The sequence below is a fragment of the Streptomyces sp. NPDC020362 genome (assembly GCF_040642095.1).
In the GTDB taxonomy this organism is placed as follows: domain Bacteria; phylum Actinomycetota; class Actinomycetes; order Streptomycetales; family Streptomycetaceae; genus Streptomyces.
Genome location: NZ_JBFAET010000007.1, coordinates 20,135 through 40,243 on the forward strand (window position 1 = coordinate 20,135; position 20,109 = coordinate 40,243).

The window sequence follows — 20,109 nt, forward strand, 5'->3', positions numbered from 1 at the left end:
TATTCATTCCGGAATGTCCGCGGTGCTGCCCGGCGCCTGGCCGTGCATAATGGCCTGGGCGTTGTAATACCCCTGATGTCCCGCATTTGATGCATAGCTCACAAGGTCTGGGCTCAAGTGGTAGCGTTTCACTGCCTGAGCCATTGCCCGATTCGTGTACTCCGTGTTGCGGTCCAAGCCGTCCTGCCAGACCTTTCCCTGGTCGTCCTGTGCGTCATCCGCCGCGGCACCCTGGACGTCTTGGAACAGCCACTGCATGGCCGCGCCTGTCGCGGTGCCTGCGGCCCCGCCCACAACGCCCCCGGCCACGGGTGAACCGATGAATGATGTGCCTACGCCAACGACGGTACCGACACCACCGGAGATGAGGTTCTGATACTGGGCGACGGCGTGGTCGAACGAATCGTCCTTCCCCTTCGCCACAGTTCCGATGGCCTCCATGCGGCCCTGGCTGAGGATCCCGGAGACCTCGCCGCTCCGCTCCGCGACGGTCTGCACGAGAAGTTTGTGATCACCGGTGAAGCGGTGGTCGGCAGGCAGGTCGGGGTTCAAGTGGTATTGCATCAGATTCGACATGTAGGCCTTCTGGCCCACTTCGACGGCAGCATATCCCTCGGGATTCTGACCCACGGCGAACAGGAATTTGTTCACATCCGGGCCATCGAGGTGGGCCGCAGAGCCATCGACGGGGTACAGCAGATCCTTGTGCGGCAGGTCGGTGCTGGCCCGGTTGATGTCCGGCAGGTACTCCGAGGCGATCTGGCCCATGCTGTCGGACATGTAGCCGCGGTCGGTGAGGAGTTCCTGCTTGTCCGCCGTGGCGGAGACGATCTCCTGGAACAGCTTGGTCTGGGCGCTGGTGTGTGCCGGGGTGTCGATCGTCGGCATCTCACCCGCCGGGTGGCCGGTGGCCGCCGCTTCCAGGGCCTGGGCCAGGTAGTCCTGGCCGACGATGCTGTGGACGTCGTGGGTGTTGTGGATGTCCATCGGCCACTGGCGCTGCTTGAAGAGGTAGTCGAAGTTGGAGACGGCCTTCTTGTGGTCCCCGTCCTGCGGGATGAAGTCGTCGCTGAAGAAGTTCGTGGCGGCCGTGGGGTTGTTCGCCAGGCCTTTCAGGTACCCGGTGAGCGGGTCCCATCCGCCGTCGCTGCCCTCGTAGTTGAGCTGTGGGCAGATATTCGCCTGCCAGGCCACGTTCTTGCCGTCGTCCGTGTAGAACCGCTCGGTCTTCATCAGCGCGCGACCGTAATCGTTCATGAACGTGTCGTCGAAGTCGCCGTTGCGCATCAGGTTGCTCATCACCTGGAAGCCGAGGACGTCTCCGTGGGGCCCGACCGCCTTGTTGCCAGTGGTGATCACCTGCTGCTTCCACGCTGTCATGCCGGCGCTGTCCGACTGGCTCGCGGTGGCAAGGGTCAGACTCAGGTTCTTCTGCAGCTCGGCGTACTTGTATCCGCGTGCGTAGCCCATGTGCGCGTCCTCGCGGGTGTCATTGAGGCCGAGCCAGAACTTCTCCGTTCCTTGGGCGCCCAGCTGCTCGGCGAACTCCTCCGCGAACAGAGGGTCGTTGTGATACTGCTTCAAACCGGCATTGATCTTGTCGAAGTCGGCAGGGGTCAGCTTCGACGGATCCTTCCGCGCCAGCTTCGCCAGCTCGTCGGCCTCCCGCACGGCCTTCTCCGCCTGGTCGCGGTCCTTGTAGACGGCGCCGGAGAACCCGTACTTGCTCTCGTCCACGAGCGCCATGAGGACGCCGGACGCGGTGCCGTCGCTCTTCGCTGCGTTGTCGAGGATCTTCTGCACCTCGTCGCGCAGGGCATTCTCGTCCGCGACGCTGTGATCGGGGACCTTGGCCCCTTGCGCGGCGCGGTCGGGATGGACGGTCATGGTGACGATGAAGCCGCCGTCGCCCGAAGGCATCACGGTGAGGTTCTTCTTGCGGCCGTTCTCGACGGCCTTGTGCAGTTGCTCCTTGTAGTGCTTCAGCTCGTTCCTGGTGTCCTGCAGAATGTTGTGGACCGACGTCGCCTCCTTGGCGGCGTCCTCGAACTCACCGGCGGTCTTGCCGATGAATTCTTTGGAGGCAGCGGCGTTCACGCCGTGCCAGTCGGCCTTGACCGCCTTGTTGTGCAGTCCGTCCTTCGCCTGCTTCTGCAGGTCCGTCAGGTTGCGGACGAGCAGGCCCCAGTCGTCGACGGCGTCGTCGAGCTGCTTGAAGTTGGCTTGATAGAGGTCTTCGAACTTCACTGGGCGGCCCCGCTCACTGCTTCTTCTTCTTGGGGGAGTAGGCGGGGTTCTTCTTGCCCGGTTCTCCCACGCGGTCGTCGAATCCGGCGTCCAGGGTGTCGATGCTGCTCATCGTGCGTGCGATGTAGCCGTTGTCACCGGCATGGATCTTCTGGGTGACGTGCATGTGGTTGGAGATCTGAGCGCACGCGTCCAGCAGCGACTTCAGCTGGTCGTCCCAGCGCTGGGCAACGTGCTTCAGGCCCTTGCCCAGGGTGAATCCCTGCTTGGTGAGGGCGCCGGCGGCCGACTCGCTCGTGGTCTGCGCGACCCGGGCCTTGTCCCACAGCTGGGTGTAGAGCGAGTGAGCCTCTTTGCCGATTTGCGCGAGATCGCTGTTGCTGACCTTGAGGTCACCGTAGGTGCTGCTGCCGCCTCCGCCGACCGGGTCGGCCAGGTGGTTGAGCTGCATGTGGGTGGAGTCGCCGCCCTTCGCGTCGGCTTTGAGCTGCTCCCACTCGTCCCATGACATCCGCTTGTCTCCCCCGTTCCCGCGATCCGTACCGCTCGGGTCCGCCTTTGCGGTTGCTCATGGTAAGTGCATGACACGGCTGCTGTGATCCGAGCCCGTATTCTCGTGCTCGGACCGGTCCACTTCTAGACTGCTGCCAGGTGGACTGGCCGGTGGCGAGGGGCGGTTGACGGTGCGTAAGGCGTGGATCGTCGGTGGAGCCCTCGCGGGGGCCGGGCTCAGCTTCGTCATGCTGCTCGTCATCGGGGTGTACGTCGTCGCCGGGAACCTCGTCAACAGCGCGACGACGGGCGGTCGCGGGCTCGCCAAGGGAGCCGTGCCGGCCGCCTACAAGCAGCTCGTGCAGCGGTGGGGCAATCTGTGCCCCGCGCTCAGCCCGGCGTTGCTCGCCGCCCAGCTGTACCAGGAGAGCGGCTGGAACCCGACGGTCGTCAGCCCGGCAGACGCGCGTGGCATCGCCCAGTTCATCCCGGGCACCTGGGCGACCCACGGCATCGACGGCAACGGCGACGGCAAGCGTGACATCTGGGACCCGAACGACGCGATTCCGTCGGCCGCTTCGTACGACTGCGAACTGGCGAAGTACGTGAAGGACGTTCCCGGGAACACCTCCGACAACATGCTCGCCGCCTACAACGCGGGTGCCTACCGGGTCATAAAGGCGGGCGGCGTCCCGGGCATCAGCGAGACGCAGAACTACGTCCAGCGCATCCGCAGTCTGGAGAAGAGCTTCGCCGCCCCGGTCAAGCGGCTCGATCCCACCCGGCAGGCCGCCGGGGCCATCGGCTTCGCGCAGAGCAAGCTCGGCACCCCGTATCTGTGGGGCGGTGACGGTACCGCCGAGCAGGGCGGACGCTTCGACTGCTCGGGCCTGACCAAGGCCGCCTACGAGACGGTCGGGATCACGCTTCCCCGGGTGGCCAACGACCAGTACAACGCGGGCCAGCACCCCTCGCGGGAGCAACTCCTCCCCGGTGACCTGGTCTTCTTCTCGGACAACCTCACCGACTCGCGGGCCATCCGGCACGTGGGGATCTACGTGGGCGGCGGGTACATGATCGACGCTCCGCGGTCGGGGGCCGTGATCCGGTTCGACCCGATCGACACACCTGACTACTTCGGTGCCACCCGGGTCACCGAAGATGGCGCAAAAGCACTGCCCACGAAGGTGTGAGCGGTCCGTGAACCTACCCCCTGAGCTGCAATAACGTGTCTCTCTTCGATAACGTCTGCGTGATCATTCAGTGGAGAGTGGAACGTATTAATGGGGGCTGTGCGTTCCTGTTGACGTAGCCGAGCGGACGTCAGTGCGGCAGTGCAGCGGAAGCGGATCTACGAACCACGGGGGGCAGGAGCGACGCACACGAGGTGCGTCCGGGAAGACGACGAAGGGGCCGCAGCACCATGGCTGTACTCGCCGAATCCGGATCGAACCCCGACGTCGACCTGCTCTACGACATCAATGGCCTGGCCAAGGACGCGCCGCACTGGTTCGACCGGGTCATGGAGTTCGTGGGTGAGTACGGACTGCTGCTCGCGATGGTGCTGATGGTGCTGTGGTGCTGGTGGTCGGTGCGCCGCCGGGCCGACGAGGACGCCGCGTCCTCGGTCGCCGCGCTGGTGTGGGCGCCGCTCGCAGCCGGTCTCGCGGTGCTGGTGAACGTACCGATCAGAGGCTTCGTGGCCCGCCCCCGTCCGTTCAACGACCACCAGGGGCTGGATGTCCTCGTCTCCGGCAAGACCGACTTCTCCTTCGTCAGCGACCACGCGACGATCACCATGGCGCTCGGTGTCGGGATGTTCGTCGCCAACCGCCGCTTCGGCATCGTGGGCATCGGGCTGGCGCTCCTTGAGGGCTTCTGCCGGGTGTACATGGGCGTGCACTACCCGACGGACGTCGTCGGCGGCTTCGCGCTCGGCACGGCGGTCGCCCTGCTCCTGTCCCCGCCGGCGATGGCCCTGCTCACCCCGGTGATGAAGGCGGTGGAGCGGTCGCCGCGGGCGGGCTGGATCGTCCGGCGCCGCCCGACGCCGGACGAGCAGCGCGACGCGCTGGTCCCCGGCGCCCGCACGTCGCTGGAATCCGAGGAGCGCGACCTGGCGGCGTGACCGTACGCTCCCGCGCATGACCAAGTTCTTCGCCACGGTGTGCCTGCCGCCCACCAGGCCGCGCAGGCTGCCCGGCGCGATAGCGGCCGCCATGGCGCCGTACGACATCAACGGCACCGAGGAGTGGAACCCGGCCGGCGAATGGGACTGGTGGATCATCCACGTCCCTGCCGAGTCCCCCTATCTCGTCCTGCCCGCGCACGACGGCGACCGCAGACTCGTCACGGCCTCCGCCGTGCCCCGCCGCAAGGTCGACCTGGCGCCCCTCGGCCCGCTGGAGTGCTACGGCGGCCCACGCGGCTTGCTCGACCTCGACGCCATGCGGCGCCGGGCGGTGGGGCAGCACGACGCGCTGTCCGCCGCATGGGACGAACTGGCCGCGCTGCATCCGCCGGCCCGCCCGCTCTCCGAGTTCCTCACCCGTCACGAGTCCGACCCCGGCGGCTACCCCCTGGCCCAGGCCAAGGAGGACCATCTGCTCCAGCCCCTGGTGCAGGAGGTGGCCCAGCGGGCCGTCGCGGGAGATCCGCACTTCGACATGTCGTTCCTGACCACCGACCCGGTCGCCTACTTCGCGGGGGAGCACGAAGCCCGCCGCCAGGGCGCGCTGCACACCGCGGTGCCGGGCTACGCCCTGCTCACCCTGGACGGCAGCTGGTGGGACGCGGACGGCGACGGCTACTGGGAGCGGGCCAACGCCTACCTCGACGACCTCGGTCCCGAGGCCGTCGTGGTGGACGTGCTGTGCCACTGCTGAGTCAGGGGTCTGCGCAGCACGAGGCCGGCTCGGGCCGGCTGAGCGCGAGGCCGGCTGAGCCGGAGCCCGCCGAGCCGGAGCCCGCCGAGCCGGAGGACTGCTGAGCTAGAGGCCCTGCGCGTAGGAGAAGAACCTCTGCGGGTCGTACTGCTTCTTCACCTTGGCCAGGCGCGGGGCCGCGTCCCCGTAGTACGCCGTGCGCCAGTTCGTCAGGGTCGAGTCCGTGTAGTTCTGGTAGGCCGCTCCGGAGGCGTACGGCTTCATCGCGTTGTGGGCCGAGGTGAGCCACGCCTGGGCCGAGGAGCCGGTGCCTCCCGCGCCCCAGGACGCGATGTACTGCGCCAGCATGCGCGAGCGGCGGTGGACGAAGGCCGTCGCCGTGGGGCTGACGCGGTTGACGGCGCCGCCCAGCGCGGTGAACGCGATGCTGCCCGCTCCGCCCCGGACCGAGCCGATCTGCCTCAGCAGGGTCTGGATGCCCGCCGAGGACAGGGAACGGTCGAAGAAGTCGGAGCGGGCCGCGTAGGTCTCCCGGCCCAGGCGGCCCTGGGGGGAACGGCCGGGGGTGGAGCCCGGCAGGTGGCACTGGGCGTCCGTGGAGAAGGAGGAGCAGCCGGCGTAGATCTCCATCGCTTCCTCGTAGCCCCGGCGGCGCAGGGTCACGGAGCGGGCGTCGGCGCCGGCCTTGTGCGCCAGCTGGTCCACCGCGTTCTGCAGCTCGCCGTAGGTGCCGAGGGAGAAGCAGGCCACGGAGATCGTCGGGGTGCCGCCCGGGGTGTTCGCCAGGTGCAGCGAGGACCAGATCTCGTCCGGCTGGGACGGGCCCCATTCCTGCCAGGCCTTGATCACCGCGGCCGCCTGGGACCACGACCACGTCATGTACGCGGTGACCGCCTGCGGTGCCGCGTGCGTCTTGAAGTGCAGCTCGGTGACGACGCCGAAGTTTCCGTTGCCCGCCCCGCGCAGCGCCCAGAAGAGGTCGGAGTGGTTCTTCGCATCGGCGGTCACCTGCGTGCCGTCGGCGGTGATGAGCGTCGCCTGGGTGAGGCTGTCGCAGGTCAGGCCGTAGGCGCGGGAGGCGACACCGTGGCCGCCGCCGAGGACCAGGCCGGAGACGCCGACGGTCGGGCAGGAGCCCGCGGGTATGGTCACGCCCTTCGCGCCGAGCGTCCGGTAGACGTCGATCAGCTTGGAGCCGGCGCCGACCACCGCCTGTCCGCCGCTCACCCGGATCCGGTTCAGCCTGGACACGTCGAGGATCAGCCGGTTGTCGCCGGAGGAGTAGCCCGCGTAGGAGTGTCCGCCGTTGCGGATCGACACCTTGATCTGGTGGGCGTGGGCGTACGCCAGGGTCGTACGGATGTCGTCGGCGTGGGAGACATAGGCGACCGCGGCGGGCTTCAGGCCGTCGAAGCGGGTGTTGTACAGCTGGTGGGCCGTCGTCCAGGTGGTGTCCCCGGGGCGTACCAGAGGGCCGTCGAGGTCACGGGCGAGAGCCGCCCAGTTCGCGGCGGCGACCTGGCTGGTGGTCTTCAGGGGCGTACCGGAGGATGAGAAAGCGCGCGTCGAGGATCCGGCGGACGTGCCCGAGCCAGAACTGCATCCCGTCAGCGCGGTCGCAGCCAGTGCGGCCGCGCCGCCCGATATGAACGCTCGCCGTTCCATGTCCCTCGCCCTTCCTCGGCTCTCCTGGGACGAGACGACGGCGTGCGCACAGGGGTTCCCACGACACGAGAACGAACGGCGAATACGTGTCCGAGTAACCCGGCTGTCGGAATCTCCATGTGCCCTCCCCGTAAGCATTCCGTGACCTAACCAGGCCGACGGCAGGGGTTCACCCCCCGTTCATTTATGGCCATCGGCCGCTTCACCTGATCTGCCTAATTTCGGCCCTACCCGATGCGGGGGCGGTCATGAACGCGCTCGCGCTCTCTTGCCTCGCACGCCGCCGACAGCGGCGGCTCCTGGAAGGAACTCCCGAAAGTGAAGCTTCAGCGCAAGAACCGGCTGCGCGCCCTGTCTCTCGGTGCCATCGCGGTCTCCGGCGCCCTGGCCCTCACGGCGTGCGGCTCGGACGACAACGGCAACAACAACGCCGGTGGCGGCAAGTCCTCGGCGTCGGCCGGCACGGGCTCCGTCAAGTGTGACAACGCCAAGGGCCAGCTGCTCGCCGACGGCTCCTCCGCGCAGAAGAACGCGATCGACGCCTGGGTGAAGCAGTTCTCCCAGGCCTGTGGCGTGCAGATCAACTACAAGGGCGGCGGCTCCGGTGCCGGTGTCACCTCCTTCAACCAGGGCCAGCTCGCGTTCGCCGGTTCCGACTCCGCGCTGAAGCCGGAAGAGGTCACCGCCTCCAAGAAGGTCTGCTCCGGCGGCCAGGGCATCGACCTCCCGATGGTCGGCGGCCCGATCGCCCTCGGTTACAACGTCCCGGGTGTCGACAACCTGGTCCTGGACGCCCCGACGATCGCCAAGATCTTCGACAGCAAGATCAAGACCTGGAACGACCCGGCGATCCAGAAGCTGAACCCCAAGGCGAAGCTTCCCAGCCTGAAGATCCAGGCCTTCCACCGCTCCGAGGACTCCGGTACCACGGACAACTTCACCAAGTACCTGATCGCCACCACCCCGGACAACTGGAAGTACTCCGGCGGCAAGGCCTGGCAGGCGAAGGGCGGCCAGGCGGCCTCCGGCTCCGCGGGTGTGGCCCAGGGCGTCAAGCAGAACTCCGGCGCGATCGGCTACTTCGAGCTGTCCTACGCCAAGGACATGAGCACCGTCTCCATCGCCACCGGTGCCAAGGCCCCGGTCAAGCCCTCCGTGGAGAGCGCCACCGCCGACATCGCGGCCGCCAAGGTCGTCGGCACCGGCAAGGACCTGACGCTGAAGCTCGACTACGCGACCAAGGCCGAGGGTGCCTACCCGATCACCCTGGTCACGTACGAGATCGTCTGTGACAAGGGCAACAAGGCGGACACCCTGCCCGCCACCAAGGCCTTCCTGAACTACATCGCCAGCGAGGACGGCCAGAAGCTGCTGTCGGACAACAGCTACGCGCCGATCCCCGACGAGATCATCGCCAAGGTCCGCACCACCATCGCCGGCCTGAGCTGACCTGATCCGAGAGTGCGGCCCGGTTCCTCCCGGACCCGGGCCGCACCGTCCGGTGCACCGCCGCCCGGAGACGGACCCCGAAAGGGGATCGCCTCCATGGAGCCGCCCACCCAGTGGCTCCGCAGACCGGAGAACCTCGATGGACATATCAACAAAGACCACTGACGCATCCCCGCCCACGCCCGAGCCGGACGTGGCCAGGCTGAAGCGCAGCGCCCGCGGCGCGACCCGCCCCGGCGACCGCATCTTCCTCGGCCTTTCCCGTGGCTCCGGCATCCTGCTGCTGGTGATCATGGCCGCGATCGCGGCCTTCCTCACCTACCGTGCCTCCCTCGCGATCAGCAAGGACCACGGCAACTTCCTGACCACCTTCGAGTGGAACACCAACCTCACGCCGCCGAGCTTCGGCATCGCGGTGCTGGCCTTCGGCACGGTCGTCTCCTCGATCATCGCCATGGCCCTCGCGGTCCCGGTCGCCGTGGCGATCGCGCTGTTCCTCACCCACTACGCCCCGCGCAGGCTGAGCGGTCCGATCGCCTACGTGATCGACCTGCTCGCCGCGGTGCCGTCCATCGTCTACGGCCTGTGGGGCGCCCTGATCCTCGTCCCGCACATGCAGGGCCTGTACGGCTGGCTGAACGACTACCTCGGCTGGACCGGCATCTTCTCCTGGGACGGCGGCGCCCCCCGCGCCATGCTCACCGTCGGCATCCTGCTGGCGATCATGATCCTGCCGATCATCACCAACGTGAGCCGCGAGGTGTTCCGCCAGGTCCCGCGGATGCACGAGGAGGCCGCCCTGGCCCTCGGCGCCACCCGCTGGGAGGTCGTCCGCATGTCGGTGCTGCCCTTCGGCCGCTCCGGCGTCATCTCCGCCTCGATGCTCGGCCTCGGCCGCGCCCTCGGCGAGACCATGGCCGTGGCCACCGTGCTCTCCCCGAGCTACGACATCCAGACCAGCCTGCTCGACCCGGGCGGCGGCACCTTCGCCCAGAACATCGCCAGCAAGTTCGGTGAGGCGACCGAGCAGGGCCGCGACGCGCTGATCGCCTCCGGCCTGGTGCTTTTCGTCATCACCCTGCTGGTCAACGGCGCGGCCCGTGCGATCATCGCCCGCCGCAAGGAGTACTCGGGGGCCAACGCATGAGCACCGCAGCCGTCAGCCACAAGCGCACCAGCACCCTGCGGGCCGCCAGCCTCCCGAAGTGGACGCCGTGGGCCATCGCGGCCGGCTCCCTCGCCCTCGGGATCGGCATCAGCACCGCCGCCGGCCTGCAGAGCAAGGTCCAGTGGGGTCTGATCGCCGCGATCCTCTTCGTCCTCGGCACCTACGGCATCGCCGCCAAGGTGGAGGGCCGCCGTCAGGCCAAGGACCGCGTCGTCACCTCGCTCGTGTGGGTCGCCTTCGTGGTCGCCGTGGTCCCGCTGGTCTCCCTGGTCTGGGTGACCATCTCGCGCGGCGTGAAGGTCCTGAACGTCTACTTCCTCACCCACTCCATGGGTGTCGTCGCCGACTCCGAGCCGGGCGGCGGCATCTACCACGCCATCATCGGAAGCCTGGAGCAGGTCGGTCTCGCCACGCTGATCGGCGCCCCGATCGGTGTGATGACCGCGATCTACCTGGTCGAGTACGGGCGCGGCCGCCTCGCGTCGGCGATCACCTTCTTCGTCGACGTCATGACGGGCATCCCGTCGATCGTCGCGGGCCTGTTCATCCTCAGCCTGATGCTCATCTTCAAGATGGAGCCGTTCGGCTTCGCCGGTTCGCTGGCCCTGGCCATCCTGATGATGCCGGTGGTCGTCCGCTCCACGGAGGAGATGCTCAAGCTCGTCCCGAACGAGCTGCGCGAGGCCTCGCTGGCGCTCGGTGTGCCGAAGTGGCGGACCATCCTGAAGGTGGTCCTGCCGACCTCCATCGGCGGCATCACCACGGGCATCATGCTGGCCGTCGCCCGCATCGCGGGTGAGACCGCTCCCGTGCTGCTGCTGGTGTTCGGCAACCCGTTCATCAACAACGACCCCTTCGAGGGTGCGCAGGCGTCGCTGCCGCTGTACATCTATCAGCAGTACTCGCAGAGCGCGGGCGCCAACGCGGCCTACGACCGTGCCTGGGCGGCGTCCCTCACGCTGATCGCCTTCGTGATGATCCTGAACCTGGTGGCCCGCGGCATCGCCCGCTGGAAGGCCCCGAAGACCGGTCGCTAAGCATCAATATGCGGCTACCGCCGCGCGGGGCCCACAGCGACCCCCGGACTTGGAAGTGAAGAAGTAATGGCCAAGCGAATCGACGTAAGCGGACTCACCGCCTACTACGGCTCCCACAAGGCGATCGAAGACATCTCGATGACCGTCGAGCCCCGCTCGGTGACGGCGTTCATCGGCCCCTCCGGCTGCGGCAAGTCGACGTTCCTGCGCACCCTGAACCGTATGCACGAGGTCACCCCCGGTGGCCGCGTCGAGGGCAAGGTCCTCCTGGACGACGAGGACCTCTACGGCCCCGGCGTCGACCCGGTGTCGGTGCGGCGCGAGGTGGGCATGGTCTTCCAGCGCCCGAACCCGTTCCCCACGATGTCGATCTTCGACAACGTGGCCGCGGGCCTGCGCCTGAACGGCAGCTACAAGAAGTCCGAGCTCACCGACATCGTCGAGAAGTCCCTCAAGGGCGCGAACCTCTGGAACGAGGTCAAGGACCGGCTGAACAAGCCCGGCTCGGGCCTCTCGGGCGGTCAGCAGCAGCGTCTGTGCATCGCCCGTGCCATCGCGGTCGAGCCGAAGGTCCTGCTCATGGACGAGCCCTGCTCGGCCCTGGACCCGATCTCGACGCTGGCGATCGAGGACCTGATCGGTGAGCTGAAGGAACGGTTCACGATCGTCATCGTGACGCACAACATGCAGCAGGCGGCCCGTGTCTCGGACCGTACGGCCTTCTTCAACCTGGCCGCCGTCGGACAGCCGGGCCGGCTGATCGAGATCGACGACACCGAGCGGATCTTCTCCAACCCCTCGGTCCAGGCCACGGAGGACTACATCTCCGGCCGCTTCGGCTGAGCCGGTGAGGTTCCTCCACTAGAACCCCTCGCGGTGCTGCATGGCGGTGCCACCGCGAGGATGCAAAAGGGCCCGCCCCTGGCTCCCGGGGGCGGGCCCGCAGCGTTTCACTCGGCCACTTCGGTCCGTTCCCACCATCGGTAGACGGTGACCCGCCCGTCCGAGGTGTCCTCGTGCCGTGAGGTGACCTTGTAGTGCTCGTATCCGCCGGTGTGCGGGATCTTCAGCTCTTGACCGGGGGGAACGATCGGCACGGTCGTGCCCGCCAGATCGTCCGGCCCGCCTTCGAGGAGTGCCTTGGTAGTCATATGTCCAGTCTTGCCACTGGGGCGACTACCGCATCTCGAGGGGGTCCGGCCCGCTACAGAGCCGTCAGCTTCACGATTCCGAAGGCCAGGGCCGCGACCAGGCCGGCCGCCGGCATGGTGATGAACCAGCCCAGGACGATGTTCTTGGCGACGCCCCAGCGGACTGCGTTGACGCGCTTGGTCGCGCCCACGCCCATGATCGCCGAGGTGATCACATGGGTCGTGGAGATCGGCGCCTTGAAGAGGTAGGCCGTGGTGAACATGATCGACGCGCCGGTCGTCTCGGCGGCGAAGCCCTGCGGAGGGTCGAGTTCGATGATCTTGCGGCCCAGCGTGCGCATGATGCGCCAGCCGCCCGCGTAGGTGCCCAGCGACAGCATCAGCGCGCAGACGACCTTCACCCAGACCGGGATCGGATCGCCGTAGGTCTGGTGGCCGGAAATCACCAGTGCCATCACCACGACACCCATCGTCTTCTGGGCGTCCTGGAGACCGTGACCGAGGGCCATGCCGGCCGCCGAGACGGTCTGGGCTATGCGGAAGCCCCGCTTGGCCTTGTGCGGGTTGGAGCGGCGGAACAGCCACAGGATGGCCGTCATCACCAGGTAGCCGACGATCAGACCGACGACCGGCGAGAGGAACATCGGGATGACGACCTTGTCCAGGACGCCGTTCCACAGCACGGTCGTGCCGCCCGCCAGGGCCGCGCCCACCAGGCCGCCGAAGAGGGCGTGGGAGGACGAGGAGGGCAGGCCGAAGTACCAGGTGACCAGGTTCCAGACGATCGCGCCGAGCAGGGCGGCGAAGAGGATGCCCATCCCCTGGGAGCCCTTGGGCGTCTCGATCAGGCCCTCGCTGACCGTCTTGGCGACCCCGGAGCCCAGGAAGGCACCTGCGAGGTTCATCACCGCGGCCATGGCGAGCGCCGCGCGCGGGGTCAGCGCCCGTGTCGACACCGACGTCGCGATCGCGTTCGCCGAGTCGTGGAAGCCGTTCGTGTACGTGAAGAAGAGCGCGACCGCGATGGTCACGATGAGAGCGAAGGTGTCCATCGACGCCTCAGGACTCCTTGACGGCGATGGTCTCCACCGTGTTCGCCACGTGCTCGAACGCGTCCGCCGCCTCTTCCAGGACGTCCACGATCTGCTTCAGCTTGAGCACCTCGATCGCGTCGTACTTGCCGTTGAAGAGGTGGGCCAGCAGCTTGCGGTGGATCTGGTCGGCCTGGTTCTCCAGCCGGTTGACCTCGATCCAGTACTCGGTGAGGTTGTCCAGCGTGCGCAGGTTCGGCATCGCCTCCGCCGTCAGCTCGGCCGCCCGGGCCAGCACCTCGATCTGCTGCTCGACGCCCTTCGGCAGCTCCTCGATGTTGTAGAGGACGACCAGGTCGACGGCCTCCTCCATGAAGTCCATGATGTCGTCGAGGGAACCGGCGAGGGAGTAGATGTCCTCGCGGTCGAAGGGCGTGATGAACGAGGAGTTCAGCTGGTGGAAGATCGCGTGCGTGGCGTCGTCACCTGCGTGTTCCGCGGCCCGCATACGCTCTGCGATCTCGGCCCGGGCAGACGCGTCCGCCCCGAGCAGTTCCATCAGGAGTTTCGAGCCGGTGACGATGTTGTCCGCGGATGCGGCGAACATGTCGTAGAAGCTCGTCTCCCTGGGGGTCAGACGAAAGCGCACGTGTGGTCCTCGGGGTGCTTCGGTTTCGGTCAGGCTGATGCTAGGCGCAACATTCGGCCACGGCTATCGGGCCGTCCCCCAGTGTCGCCCATGGGGCACGGTGATCAGCAGCGGGGCGTACCAAGGGCCCTTTACCCAGCAAAATTCGTTACCATATACCCACCAGGGGTATGTATCCGCAGTTCGTCCCGATATGGAGGCCCGCGATGACGACGACCGAGGCCGGCGCCACGCACGGTTACCACAAGCAGAAGGACGAGCACCTCAAGCGGCTGCGCCGGATCGAGGGCCAGATCCGCGGCCTGCAGCGCATGGTCGACGAGGACACCTACTGCATCGACATACTCACCCAGGTCTCCGCGTCCACCAAGGCCCTGCAGTCCTTCGCCCTGCAGCTGCTGGAGGAGCACCTGCGGCACTGCGTCGCCGACGCGGCGCTCAAGGGCGGCGACGAGATCGACGCGAAGGTGGAGGAGGCCACGAAGGCGATCGGCCGGCTGCTGCGCACCTGAGCCGGGGCACTCGTCCGGGCCGAGGGCGCCGGCGGGCCTCAGGCGCCCGCGGTCTCCCGCTCCTCGGCCACCCGCAGCACCGCGTCGATGCACTCCAGGCTGAGCCGGTCCTCGGCGGCCGAGGCCGCGATGATCAGCTCTCCGCACAGATCGATCTCGGCGAGGGCCACGTGGTCCTGAACTGCCGTACCGCCGACCGGAGCCACGTGCATCACCTCATCTCTGCCGTCACCGACTTCCTAGAGTAGGGAGTGGTCTACACACCGCGCATGGCACGGACGGGCTAGTTCAAGGGTGGGGTTCCGGACTAGTGCGCAGGCTGGTTCCCGCCGTCGCCGCCGCTCCCGTTCTCGGCGATCCGGCCCGCGTAGATGTCCTGCGGACGCGGCAGGCGCACGTCGACAGGGGTGCCGAAGTCGTACAGCAGCGTGGTCGAGGCGACCGCCACGCTGGCCTTCTCCCGGCCGTTGACGAAGCTGAAGCGCTGGCGCAGCTTGCGGATGCGGCCCTCGTCGTCCAGATAGGCGTCGAACGGCACCTCGGCCGAAGCGAACCCTTTGGCCGCCGCCCGCAGGGGGGCCTTGTCGTCAGCCGAGGCGGAGGCCGCCGCGGTGGTCAGATCCGCGGTGCCCCGGTAGTGCCGCACCGGCGTCCCGGCGACCTCGGTCCGCCCCACATAGGTCGCCCTGCGGGTCCCGCGCAGCAGCTCGGCGGCGGCGTACGGGTCGGTCACGCCACCGGTGACCAGGTTGCCGTCGGACAGGCTCGCGGTCTCCACCCGCACCCACTTGTCGGCGGGCACCCCCGCGCCCCGGTTCTTCATGAACAGGGCGCCCGGGGCGAGGAGTTCGGTGATGGGCCGGTGTTCGGAGGTGCCCGCCGGATCCTCCGGCAGCACGACGGTCAGCCGGCCGATCCGGTGCCGGTAGTCGTAGACACCCCTGCCGCGGATGGTGACCCTGGTGCCGCCGGTCGCCATCTCCATGGATGTGGTGGCCTTGGAGGTGCCCGCCCCGTGCAGGGTGTCGGCGGCGCGTTGCAGGGCGGCCACCGGGTCGCCGACCGCGCTGCTCACGCCCTCCGCCGCCGCCCCGCTGCCGGTGCACCCCGTGGCACCCGCCCCGAGACCGACCATGATCCCCACCGCGACGACCGTCCTGCCTGCGCGCCTGTGCTGCTGCCGCCGATCCATCGCCTGCCTACCCCCAGCCGGTACGTCCGTCACGGGCCCCCTGTCGTTCCGGTTAACGACGAGTAAGGGGGTGCCGTCACGCGCCGCCCGGGCCGTACCGGGGGGCGGGGAATGGCCATACAAGCCTTTTAACCGCGCGGGTCGGTAACGTTGTCGCCGTGGCGCAGCAGGACGGGCCGGAGCGAGTCCGGCAGGGGCAGGAACACCTCACTACGACGACCGAGCAGGGCCGTTTCTGTCTGGCCCGCTGTACGTGCGGCTGGCGCGGCCCCGCCCGCCGGGCCCGCAGTCAGGCCCGGACGGACGGGGAGGTGCATGTGGCGGGGGCGTGAGCCCGCCTCTGGGCTCACATCTGTTCGATGGGGTGGCCGAGGGAGTCCACGAGGTCGCGGTCGCGGGGCTGGGTCAGCCGGCTGCGGGCCGCGCCGGGGGAGAGCCACAGGATGCGGTCCACCTCCGCGTTCGGGGTGAAGTGCCCCCCTGTCGCCTCGGCCGCCCAGTAGCGCACCCGCTTCGGGCGTCCGTTGGCCAGATAGCGCACGGTCGGCAGCTCGGGGCCGGGGTCGGCCGCGTACCCCGTCTCCTCCGCGACCTCGCGCAGGGCGCCGGCGAGCGCGTCCTCACCCCGTTTGAGCTTGCCCTTGGGATGCGACCAGTCGTCGTACTTCGGCCGGTGGACCAGACAGATCTCCAGCCCGCCGTCCACCGGCGAGCGGCGCCACAGCACGCAGCCCGCCGCCTGGACCGTGGTGTCGTTCACACCGCCTCCTCGGGAGGGGTCAGGGTGCGCTGACCGTCTGCTTCTGCCACGCCTGCTGGAAGGCGAACCTGGCCGCCTCCACCTCGTGCCGCTGGTCGGCGTGGAGCACGCCGAGGGCGTACGCCGTCGCCGGGGCGATACGGGGTGTGCGGGCCGCCTGCGCAGCCGCCGCCGCCGCCTCCGAGGCGTCCCGGTGCCGGTTCAGCGCCTGACCCGCCGCCAGCAGCCGCACGTCCACCGGTGCGTCGCCCTGGCACAGCACCTCCCGGGCGTACCGGTGCAGGCGCAGCAGCAGGCGGACCTGGTGCCAGGGCCCGTCCTGGGGGTGCGGGGACGGGTCCGGGGACAGGCCGTGGACCAGGGCCTCCGCGTTGTAGGGGTGGCCTGCGGTGATCAGGGGGAGGGCGGCGACGGCGTCCGTGAGGCGCTCCTCGGCGGCGTCGGCCAGGGGGCGCAGGTCGGTCGTGGGGGCGGTGGGGGTGAGGGGGACCTCGCTGGCGAGTACGGCGACCTTGTCGGCGACCGCGTGGAAGCGGGAGGAGCCGAGGGCCTGGAGGGCCGTGGAGTGGGCCCGTGTCCGGGCGAGGGTGAGCTGGCGTTCGAGCAGGGCGCCTGCCTTGGCCGCGCCGACGGTGAGGTTGCCGCGTTCCACGGTGGGCGTCGGGTTGGCGGGGCCAGTGGCGTTGGCAAGTGCCTCCCCCACGCTCGACTTCCCTCGCGCGGGGGCACCCCCACCGCCCACCCGTGCCGCCCCGGCGGCACGACTGCCCACGGCCGCGGCGGCACTCGCGCCGGCTGTGTCGGCCGTGGCCGCAGCCGCAGCTCTGCCACGGCCGCCCGTCGTGTCGCTCACCGTCTGCCCGGGGAACGCCGTCGCCCCCGACAACCGGTGCAGCGCCAGCAACAGGCGTTCCAGGCGGGACCCGTACGCGTGCTCCAGGCCCAACGTGCCGGACAACCAGGCCAGTTCGGGGCGCATCTCCTCCGACCAGTCCGCGTCCAGCAGCGGGCGGAACGTGTGCAGGCTGCCGCTGATGCGGCGGGCCGAGTGGCGCAGGGCCCGGGCCGCGTCGACGGACTCCTCCGCGCCGCCCGCCGCGGTGCCGCCGGTCTCCCGGTGCAGGCGCAGCGCGCGGAGGAACTCCGTGGCCTGGGCGCGCAGGTAGCCGGCGAGAGCCTCCCCGGTCACCGCCTTGGCCGTGGGGTCCGTCGGGTCAAGGTGTTGCTGTGCCACGCCGGCGCCTCCGGGCGTCTATGAGCATCTCCTGAACGTTTCGCAGGGGCTGTCCGTCCGCGTCGGTCGCATGCCGGGTCCACTCGCCGTCGGGGCCGAGGTGCCAGGAGGCGGTGCTGTCGGACATGCCGGTGTCGAGCAGCCGGTTCAGGGCCGCCCGGTGGCCGGGGTCGGTGACCCGGACCAGGGCCTCTATCCGGCGGTCGAGGTTGCGGTGCATCATGTCGGCGCTGCCGATCCACACCTCGGGTTCGCCGCCGTTGCCGAAGGCGAACACCCGGGAGTGTTCGAGGAAGCGGCCGAGGATGGAGCGGACCCGGATGTTCTCCGACAGGCCCGGGACACCCGGGCGGATCGCGCAGATGCCCCGCACCCAGATGTCCACCGGCACGCCTGCCTGGGACGCCCGGTAGAGCGCGTCGATGATCGCCTCGTCGACCATCGAGTTGACCTTGATGCGGACGAAGGCCGGGCGGCCCGCCTGGTGGTGCTGGACTTCCTTGTTGATCCGCGAGATCAGGCCGTCGCGCAGGGACTTGGGGGCGACCAGCAGCCGCCGGTAGGTCTCGCGCCGGGAGTAGCCGGACAGGCGGTTGAAGAGGTCCGAGAGATCCGCGCCGACCTGCGGGTCCGCCGTCAGCAGGCCGAGGTCCTCGTACAGGCGCGCCGTCTTCGGGTGGTAGTTGCCCGTGCCGACGTGGCTGTAGCGGCGCAGCGTGTCGCCCTCCTGGCGGACCACCAGGGACAGCTTGCAGTGGGTCTTGAGTCCGACCAGGCCGTACACGACGTGGCAGCCGGCCTCCTCCAGCCTCTTCGCCCACTTGATGTTGGCGTGCTCGTCGAAGCGGGCCTTGATCTCGACCAGGACGAGAACCTGCTTGCCGGCCTCGGCGGCGTCGATGAGCGCGTTGACTATCGGGGAGTCGCCGGAGGTCCGGTAGAGGGTCTGCTTGATCGCGAGGACGTCGGGGTCCTCGGCCGCCTGCTCCACGAAGGCCTGCACGGACGTCGAGAACGAGTCGTACGGGTGGTGCAGGAGGACGTCCCGGCTGCGCAGGGCCGCGAAGATGTCGGGCGCCGAGGCCGACTCGACCTCGGCCAGGTCACGGTGGGTGCCCGCGATGAACTTCGGGTACTTCAGCTCCGGCCGGTCCAGGCCGTGGATGCGGAACAGGCCGGTGAGGTCGAGCGGACCCGGCAGCGGGTACACCTCGGCCTCGGAGATCTTCAGCTCGCGCACGAGCAGGTCAAGCACCTCGCGGTCGATGGACTCCTCGACCTCCAGGCGCACCGGCGGGCCGAAGCGGCGCCGCATGAGTTCCTTCTCCAGCGCCTGGAGGAGGTTCTCGGCGTCGTCCTCCTCGACCTCCAGGTCCTCGTTCCTGGTCAGGCGGAAGGCGTGGTGCTCGACCACCTCCATGCCCGGGAACAGCTCCTCCAGGTGCGCGGCGATGACGTCCTCGATGGGGACGTACCGGCCGGGCGCGGCCTCCAGGAAGCGGGACAGCAGCGGCGGCACCTTCACGCGCGCGAAGTGCTTGTGGCCGCTGACCGGGTTGCGTACGACGACGGCCAGGTTCAGGGACAGGCCCGAGATGTACGGGAACGGGTGCGCGGGGTCCACGGCCAGCGGTGTGAGGACCGGGAAGATCTGGTGCCGGAACAGCGTGAAGAGCCGTGCCTGCTCCTTGTCCGTCAGCTCGCTCCAGCGGACCAGGTGGATGCCCTCCTCCGCGAGGGCGGGGGCGATGTCCTCGTGGTAGCAGGCGGAGTGCCGGGCCATGAGCTCGCGCGAGCGGGCCCAGATCATCTCCAGCACCTCGCGGGGCTGGAGGCCGGAGGCCGAACGGGTGGCGACGCCGGTCGCGATACGGCGCTTCAGGCCGGCCACCCGGACCATGAAGAACTCGTCCAGGTTGCTGGCGAAGATCGCCAGGAAGTTCGCGCGCTCCAGCAGCGGTGTGTCCGGGTCCTCGGCCAGCTCCAGGACGCGCTCGTTGAACGCGAGCCAGCTGCGCTCCCGGTCGAGGAAACGGCCGAGCGGCAGTGGGGCACCCTCACCCGGTGCCTCCTCGTACGCGTCGAGGTCGGCATCGATGTCGGGTTCCAGGTCGGAGACGTTCGCTGCAACGGTGTGCGGCCGGTGCGCGGCTATGGAGCCCACGGAGGGCTGCGGGTGCTGGACCTCTGCCTGGGTGTCTTGCTGACTCATGACCCCATTCTTCCGCGCCAGGGGCGATACGGGCGCGTCGGAACGTGCGGGTGGGAGCGTCACGACACCGTTTCTCCCGGGTCCCTCGGGGGGCGGCGAAGGCTCTGGCACGGCGGGCTTCATTGACCGAGCGTCGCAAGCCCGGCTGAATCAATGGTTACGGAGACATGACGTGCGGGATATCGCGGGGCGGCTCGACGGCGTATACGTAGCGAAAGCTACGGACTGCCTCGGTCCCGGGCCGCCCGGCGCCGGAGCGGGAGAAAGGATCCGGCAGCGGCGGGGGAGGGCGGCTCACCCACCGCGGCGCGGTACGAGGGCGGGGCGGCCATCCGGACGGCCGCCCGCCCCGCCGGGCCCACGGCCGCCCGCCCCGCCCGGGCCACGGCCTCCCCGGGCCTGCGTCACGGCCGTCCCCGGGCCTG

20 protein-coding genes are annotated in these 20,109 nt (G+C 69.0%); 9 read left to right on the top strand and 11 right to left on the bottom strand.

Annotated elements, in window-relative coordinates:
* Window positions 1-3: 3 nt before the first annotated feature.
* Window positions 4-2,247 (bottom strand): hypothetical protein, encoded by a 2,244-nt coding sequence (locus tag AB0H32_RS05045; protein ID WP_361114382.1) that lies wholly within the window; start codon window positions 2,245-2,247, stop codon window positions 4-6.
* Between the two features lie 13 nt (window positions 2,248-2,260).
* Window positions 2,261-2,758: a hypothetical protein gene (locus AB0H32_RS05050; RefSeq protein WP_361114385.1), complete on the bottom strand. Its 498-nt coding sequence runs from the start codon at window positions 2,756-2,758 to the stop codon at window positions 2,261-2,263.
* A gap of 172 nt (window positions 2,759-2,930) precedes the next feature.
* On the opposite strand from AB0H32_RS05050, the gene AB0H32_RS05055 reads away from it, so the two are divergent.
* From AB0H32_RS05055 to AB0H32_RS05065, 3 genes are all read left to right on the top strand, one after another.
* Complete coding sequence (locus AB0H32_RS05055; protein WP_361114388.1) at window positions 2,931-3,932, top strand: bifunctional lytic transglycosylase/C40 family peptidase; 1,002 nt, start codon at window positions 2,931-2,933, stop codon at window positions 3,930-3,932.
* Between the two features lie 230 nt (window positions 3,933-4,162).
* Entirely contained in the window at window positions 4,163-4,867 is a 705-nt protein-coding gene (locus tag AB0H32_RS05060) for a phosphatase PAP2 family protein (protein ID WP_361114391.1), read from the top strand.
* Between the two features lie 16 nt (window positions 4,868-4,883).
* Entirely contained in the window at window positions 4,884-5,624 is a 741-nt protein-coding gene (locus tag AB0H32_RS05065) for a hypothetical protein (RefSeq protein WP_361114394.1), read from the top strand.
* Window positions 5,625-5,729: 105 nt separating this feature from the next.
* Here the strand turns inward: AB0H32_RS05065 and AB0H32_RS05070 are convergent, their stop codons facing one another.
* Window positions 5,730-7,289, bottom strand: a complete 1,560-nt coding sequence (locus AB0H32_RS05070; RefSeq protein ID WP_361114397.1) for an FAD-binding oxidoreductase — start codon at window positions 7,287-7,289, stop codon at window positions 5,730-5,732.
* Window positions 7,290-7,607: 318 nt separating this feature from the next.
* Here AB0H32_RS05070 and pstS point away from each other — a divergent pair, with 318 nt between their 5' ends.
* The 4 genes from pstS (at window position 7,608) to pstB (ending at window position 11,786) form a co-directional block, all read left to right on the top strand.
* The gene (gene pstS, locus AB0H32_RS05075; protein ID WP_361114400.1) at window positions 7,608-8,738 is read left to right on the top strand and encodes a phosphate ABC transporter substrate-binding protein PstS; all 1,131 of its coding nucleotides are present in this window, start codon (window positions 7,608-7,610) and stop codon (window positions 8,736-8,738) included.
* A 139-nt stretch (window positions 8,739-8,877) separates the two neighbouring features.
* On the top strand, window positions 8,878-9,885 hold the full coding sequence (gene pstC, locus AB0H32_RS05080) for a phosphate ABC transporter permease subunit PstC (RefSeq protein WP_361114403.1): 1,008 nt from the start codon (window positions 8,878-8,880) through the stop codon (window positions 9,883-9,885).
* Window positions 9,882-10,943: a phosphate ABC transporter permease PstA gene (pstA, locus tag AB0H32_RS05085; protein WP_361114406.1), complete on the top strand. Its 1,062-nt coding sequence runs from the start codon at window positions 9,882-9,884 to the stop codon at window positions 10,941-10,943. The genes pstC and pstA overlap by 4 nt, the downstream gene beginning before the upstream one ends.
* Window positions 10,944-11,009: 66 nt before the next feature.
* Entirely contained in the window at window positions 11,010-11,786 is a 777-nt protein-coding gene (pstB, locus tag AB0H32_RS05090; protein WP_361114409.1) for a phosphate ABC transporter ATP-binding protein PstB, read from the top strand.
* Window positions 11,787-11,893: 107 nt separating this feature from the next.
* On the opposite strand, the gene AB0H32_RS05095 is transcribed toward pstB, so the two are convergent.
* Genes AB0H32_RS05095 through AB0H32_RS05105 form a run of 3 tightly spaced genes read right to left on the bottom strand, consistent with a single transcriptional unit; the run spans window position 11,894 to window position 13,774 of the window.
* Window positions 11,894-12,094: a DUF5988 family protein gene (locus AB0H32_RS05095; RefSeq protein ID WP_361114412.1), complete on the bottom strand. Its 201-nt coding sequence runs from the start codon at window positions 12,092-12,094 to the stop codon at window positions 11,894-11,896.
* Window positions 12,095-12,147: 53 nt separating this feature from the next.
* Entirely contained in the window at window positions 12,148-13,146 is a 999-nt protein-coding gene (locus AB0H32_RS05100) for an inorganic phosphate transporter (RefSeq protein WP_361114415.1), read from the bottom strand.
* Window positions 13,147-13,153: 7 nt separating this feature from the next.
* Entirely contained in the window at window positions 13,154-13,774 is a 621-nt protein-coding gene (locus AB0H32_RS05105) for a DUF47 family protein (protein WP_067316198.1), read from the bottom strand.
* A 206-nt stretch (window positions 13,775-13,980) separates the two neighbouring features.
* Here AB0H32_RS05105 and AB0H32_RS05110 point away from each other — a divergent pair, with 206 nt between their 5' ends.
* A complete protein-coding gene (locus AB0H32_RS05110) occupies window positions 13,981-14,286 on the top strand; it encodes a metal-sensitive transcriptional regulator (RefSeq protein ID WP_356942773.1) in 306 nt (101 codons plus the stop codon).
* Window positions 14,287-14,324: 38 nt separating this feature from the next.
* Here AB0H32_RS05110 and AB0H32_RS05115 read toward each other — a convergent pair whose 3' ends face one another.
* Window positions 14,325-14,498: a hypothetical protein gene (locus AB0H32_RS05115; RefSeq protein ID WP_361114419.1), complete on the bottom strand. Its 174-nt coding sequence runs from the start codon at window positions 14,496-14,498 to the stop codon at window positions 14,325-14,327.
* Between the two features lie 95 nt (window positions 14,499-14,593).
* Window positions 14,594-15,478, bottom strand: coding sequence for a hypothetical protein (locus tag AB0H32_RS05120; protein WP_361114422.1), 885 nt, complete (start codon window positions 15,476-15,478; stop codon window positions 14,594-14,596).
* 158 nt (window positions 15,479-15,636) lie between these two features.
* Between AB0H32_RS05120 and AB0H32_RS05125 the strand changes: the two genes are divergently transcribed.
* The gene (locus AB0H32_RS05125) at window positions 15,637-15,810 is read left to right on the top strand and encodes a hypothetical protein (RefSeq protein ID WP_361114425.1); all 174 of its coding nucleotides are present in this window, start codon (window positions 15,637-15,639) and stop codon (window positions 15,808-15,810) included.
* Between the two features lie 14 nt (window positions 15,811-15,824).
* Here AB0H32_RS05125 and AB0H32_RS05130 read toward each other — a convergent pair whose 3' ends face one another.
* Genes AB0H32_RS05130 through AB0H32_RS05140 form a run of 3 tightly spaced genes read right to left on the bottom strand, consistent with a single transcriptional unit; the run spans window position 15,825 to window position 19,807 of the window.
* Window positions 15,825-16,238 (bottom strand): NUDIX hydrolase, encoded by a 414-nt coding sequence (locus AB0H32_RS05130; RefSeq protein WP_361114428.1) that lies wholly within the window; start codon window positions 16,236-16,238, stop codon window positions 15,825-15,827.
* Between the two features lie 19 nt (window positions 16,239-16,257).
* On the bottom strand, window positions 16,258-17,472 hold the full coding sequence (locus AB0H32_RS05135; RefSeq protein ID WP_361114431.1) for a CHAD domain-containing protein: 1,215 nt from the start codon (window positions 17,470-17,472) through the stop codon (window positions 16,258-16,260).
* Window positions 17,453-19,807 carry an RNA degradosome polyphosphate kinase gene (locus AB0H32_RS05140; RefSeq protein WP_361114434.1) on the bottom strand — a complete coding sequence of 785 codons (2,355 nt, stop codon included), beginning with the start codon at window positions 19,805-19,807 and terminating at the stop codon, window positions 17,453-17,455. Before AB0H32_RS05140 ends, AB0H32_RS05135 begins: the two co-directional genes overlap by 20 nt.
* Window positions 19,808-20,109: the final 302 nt, after the last annotated feature.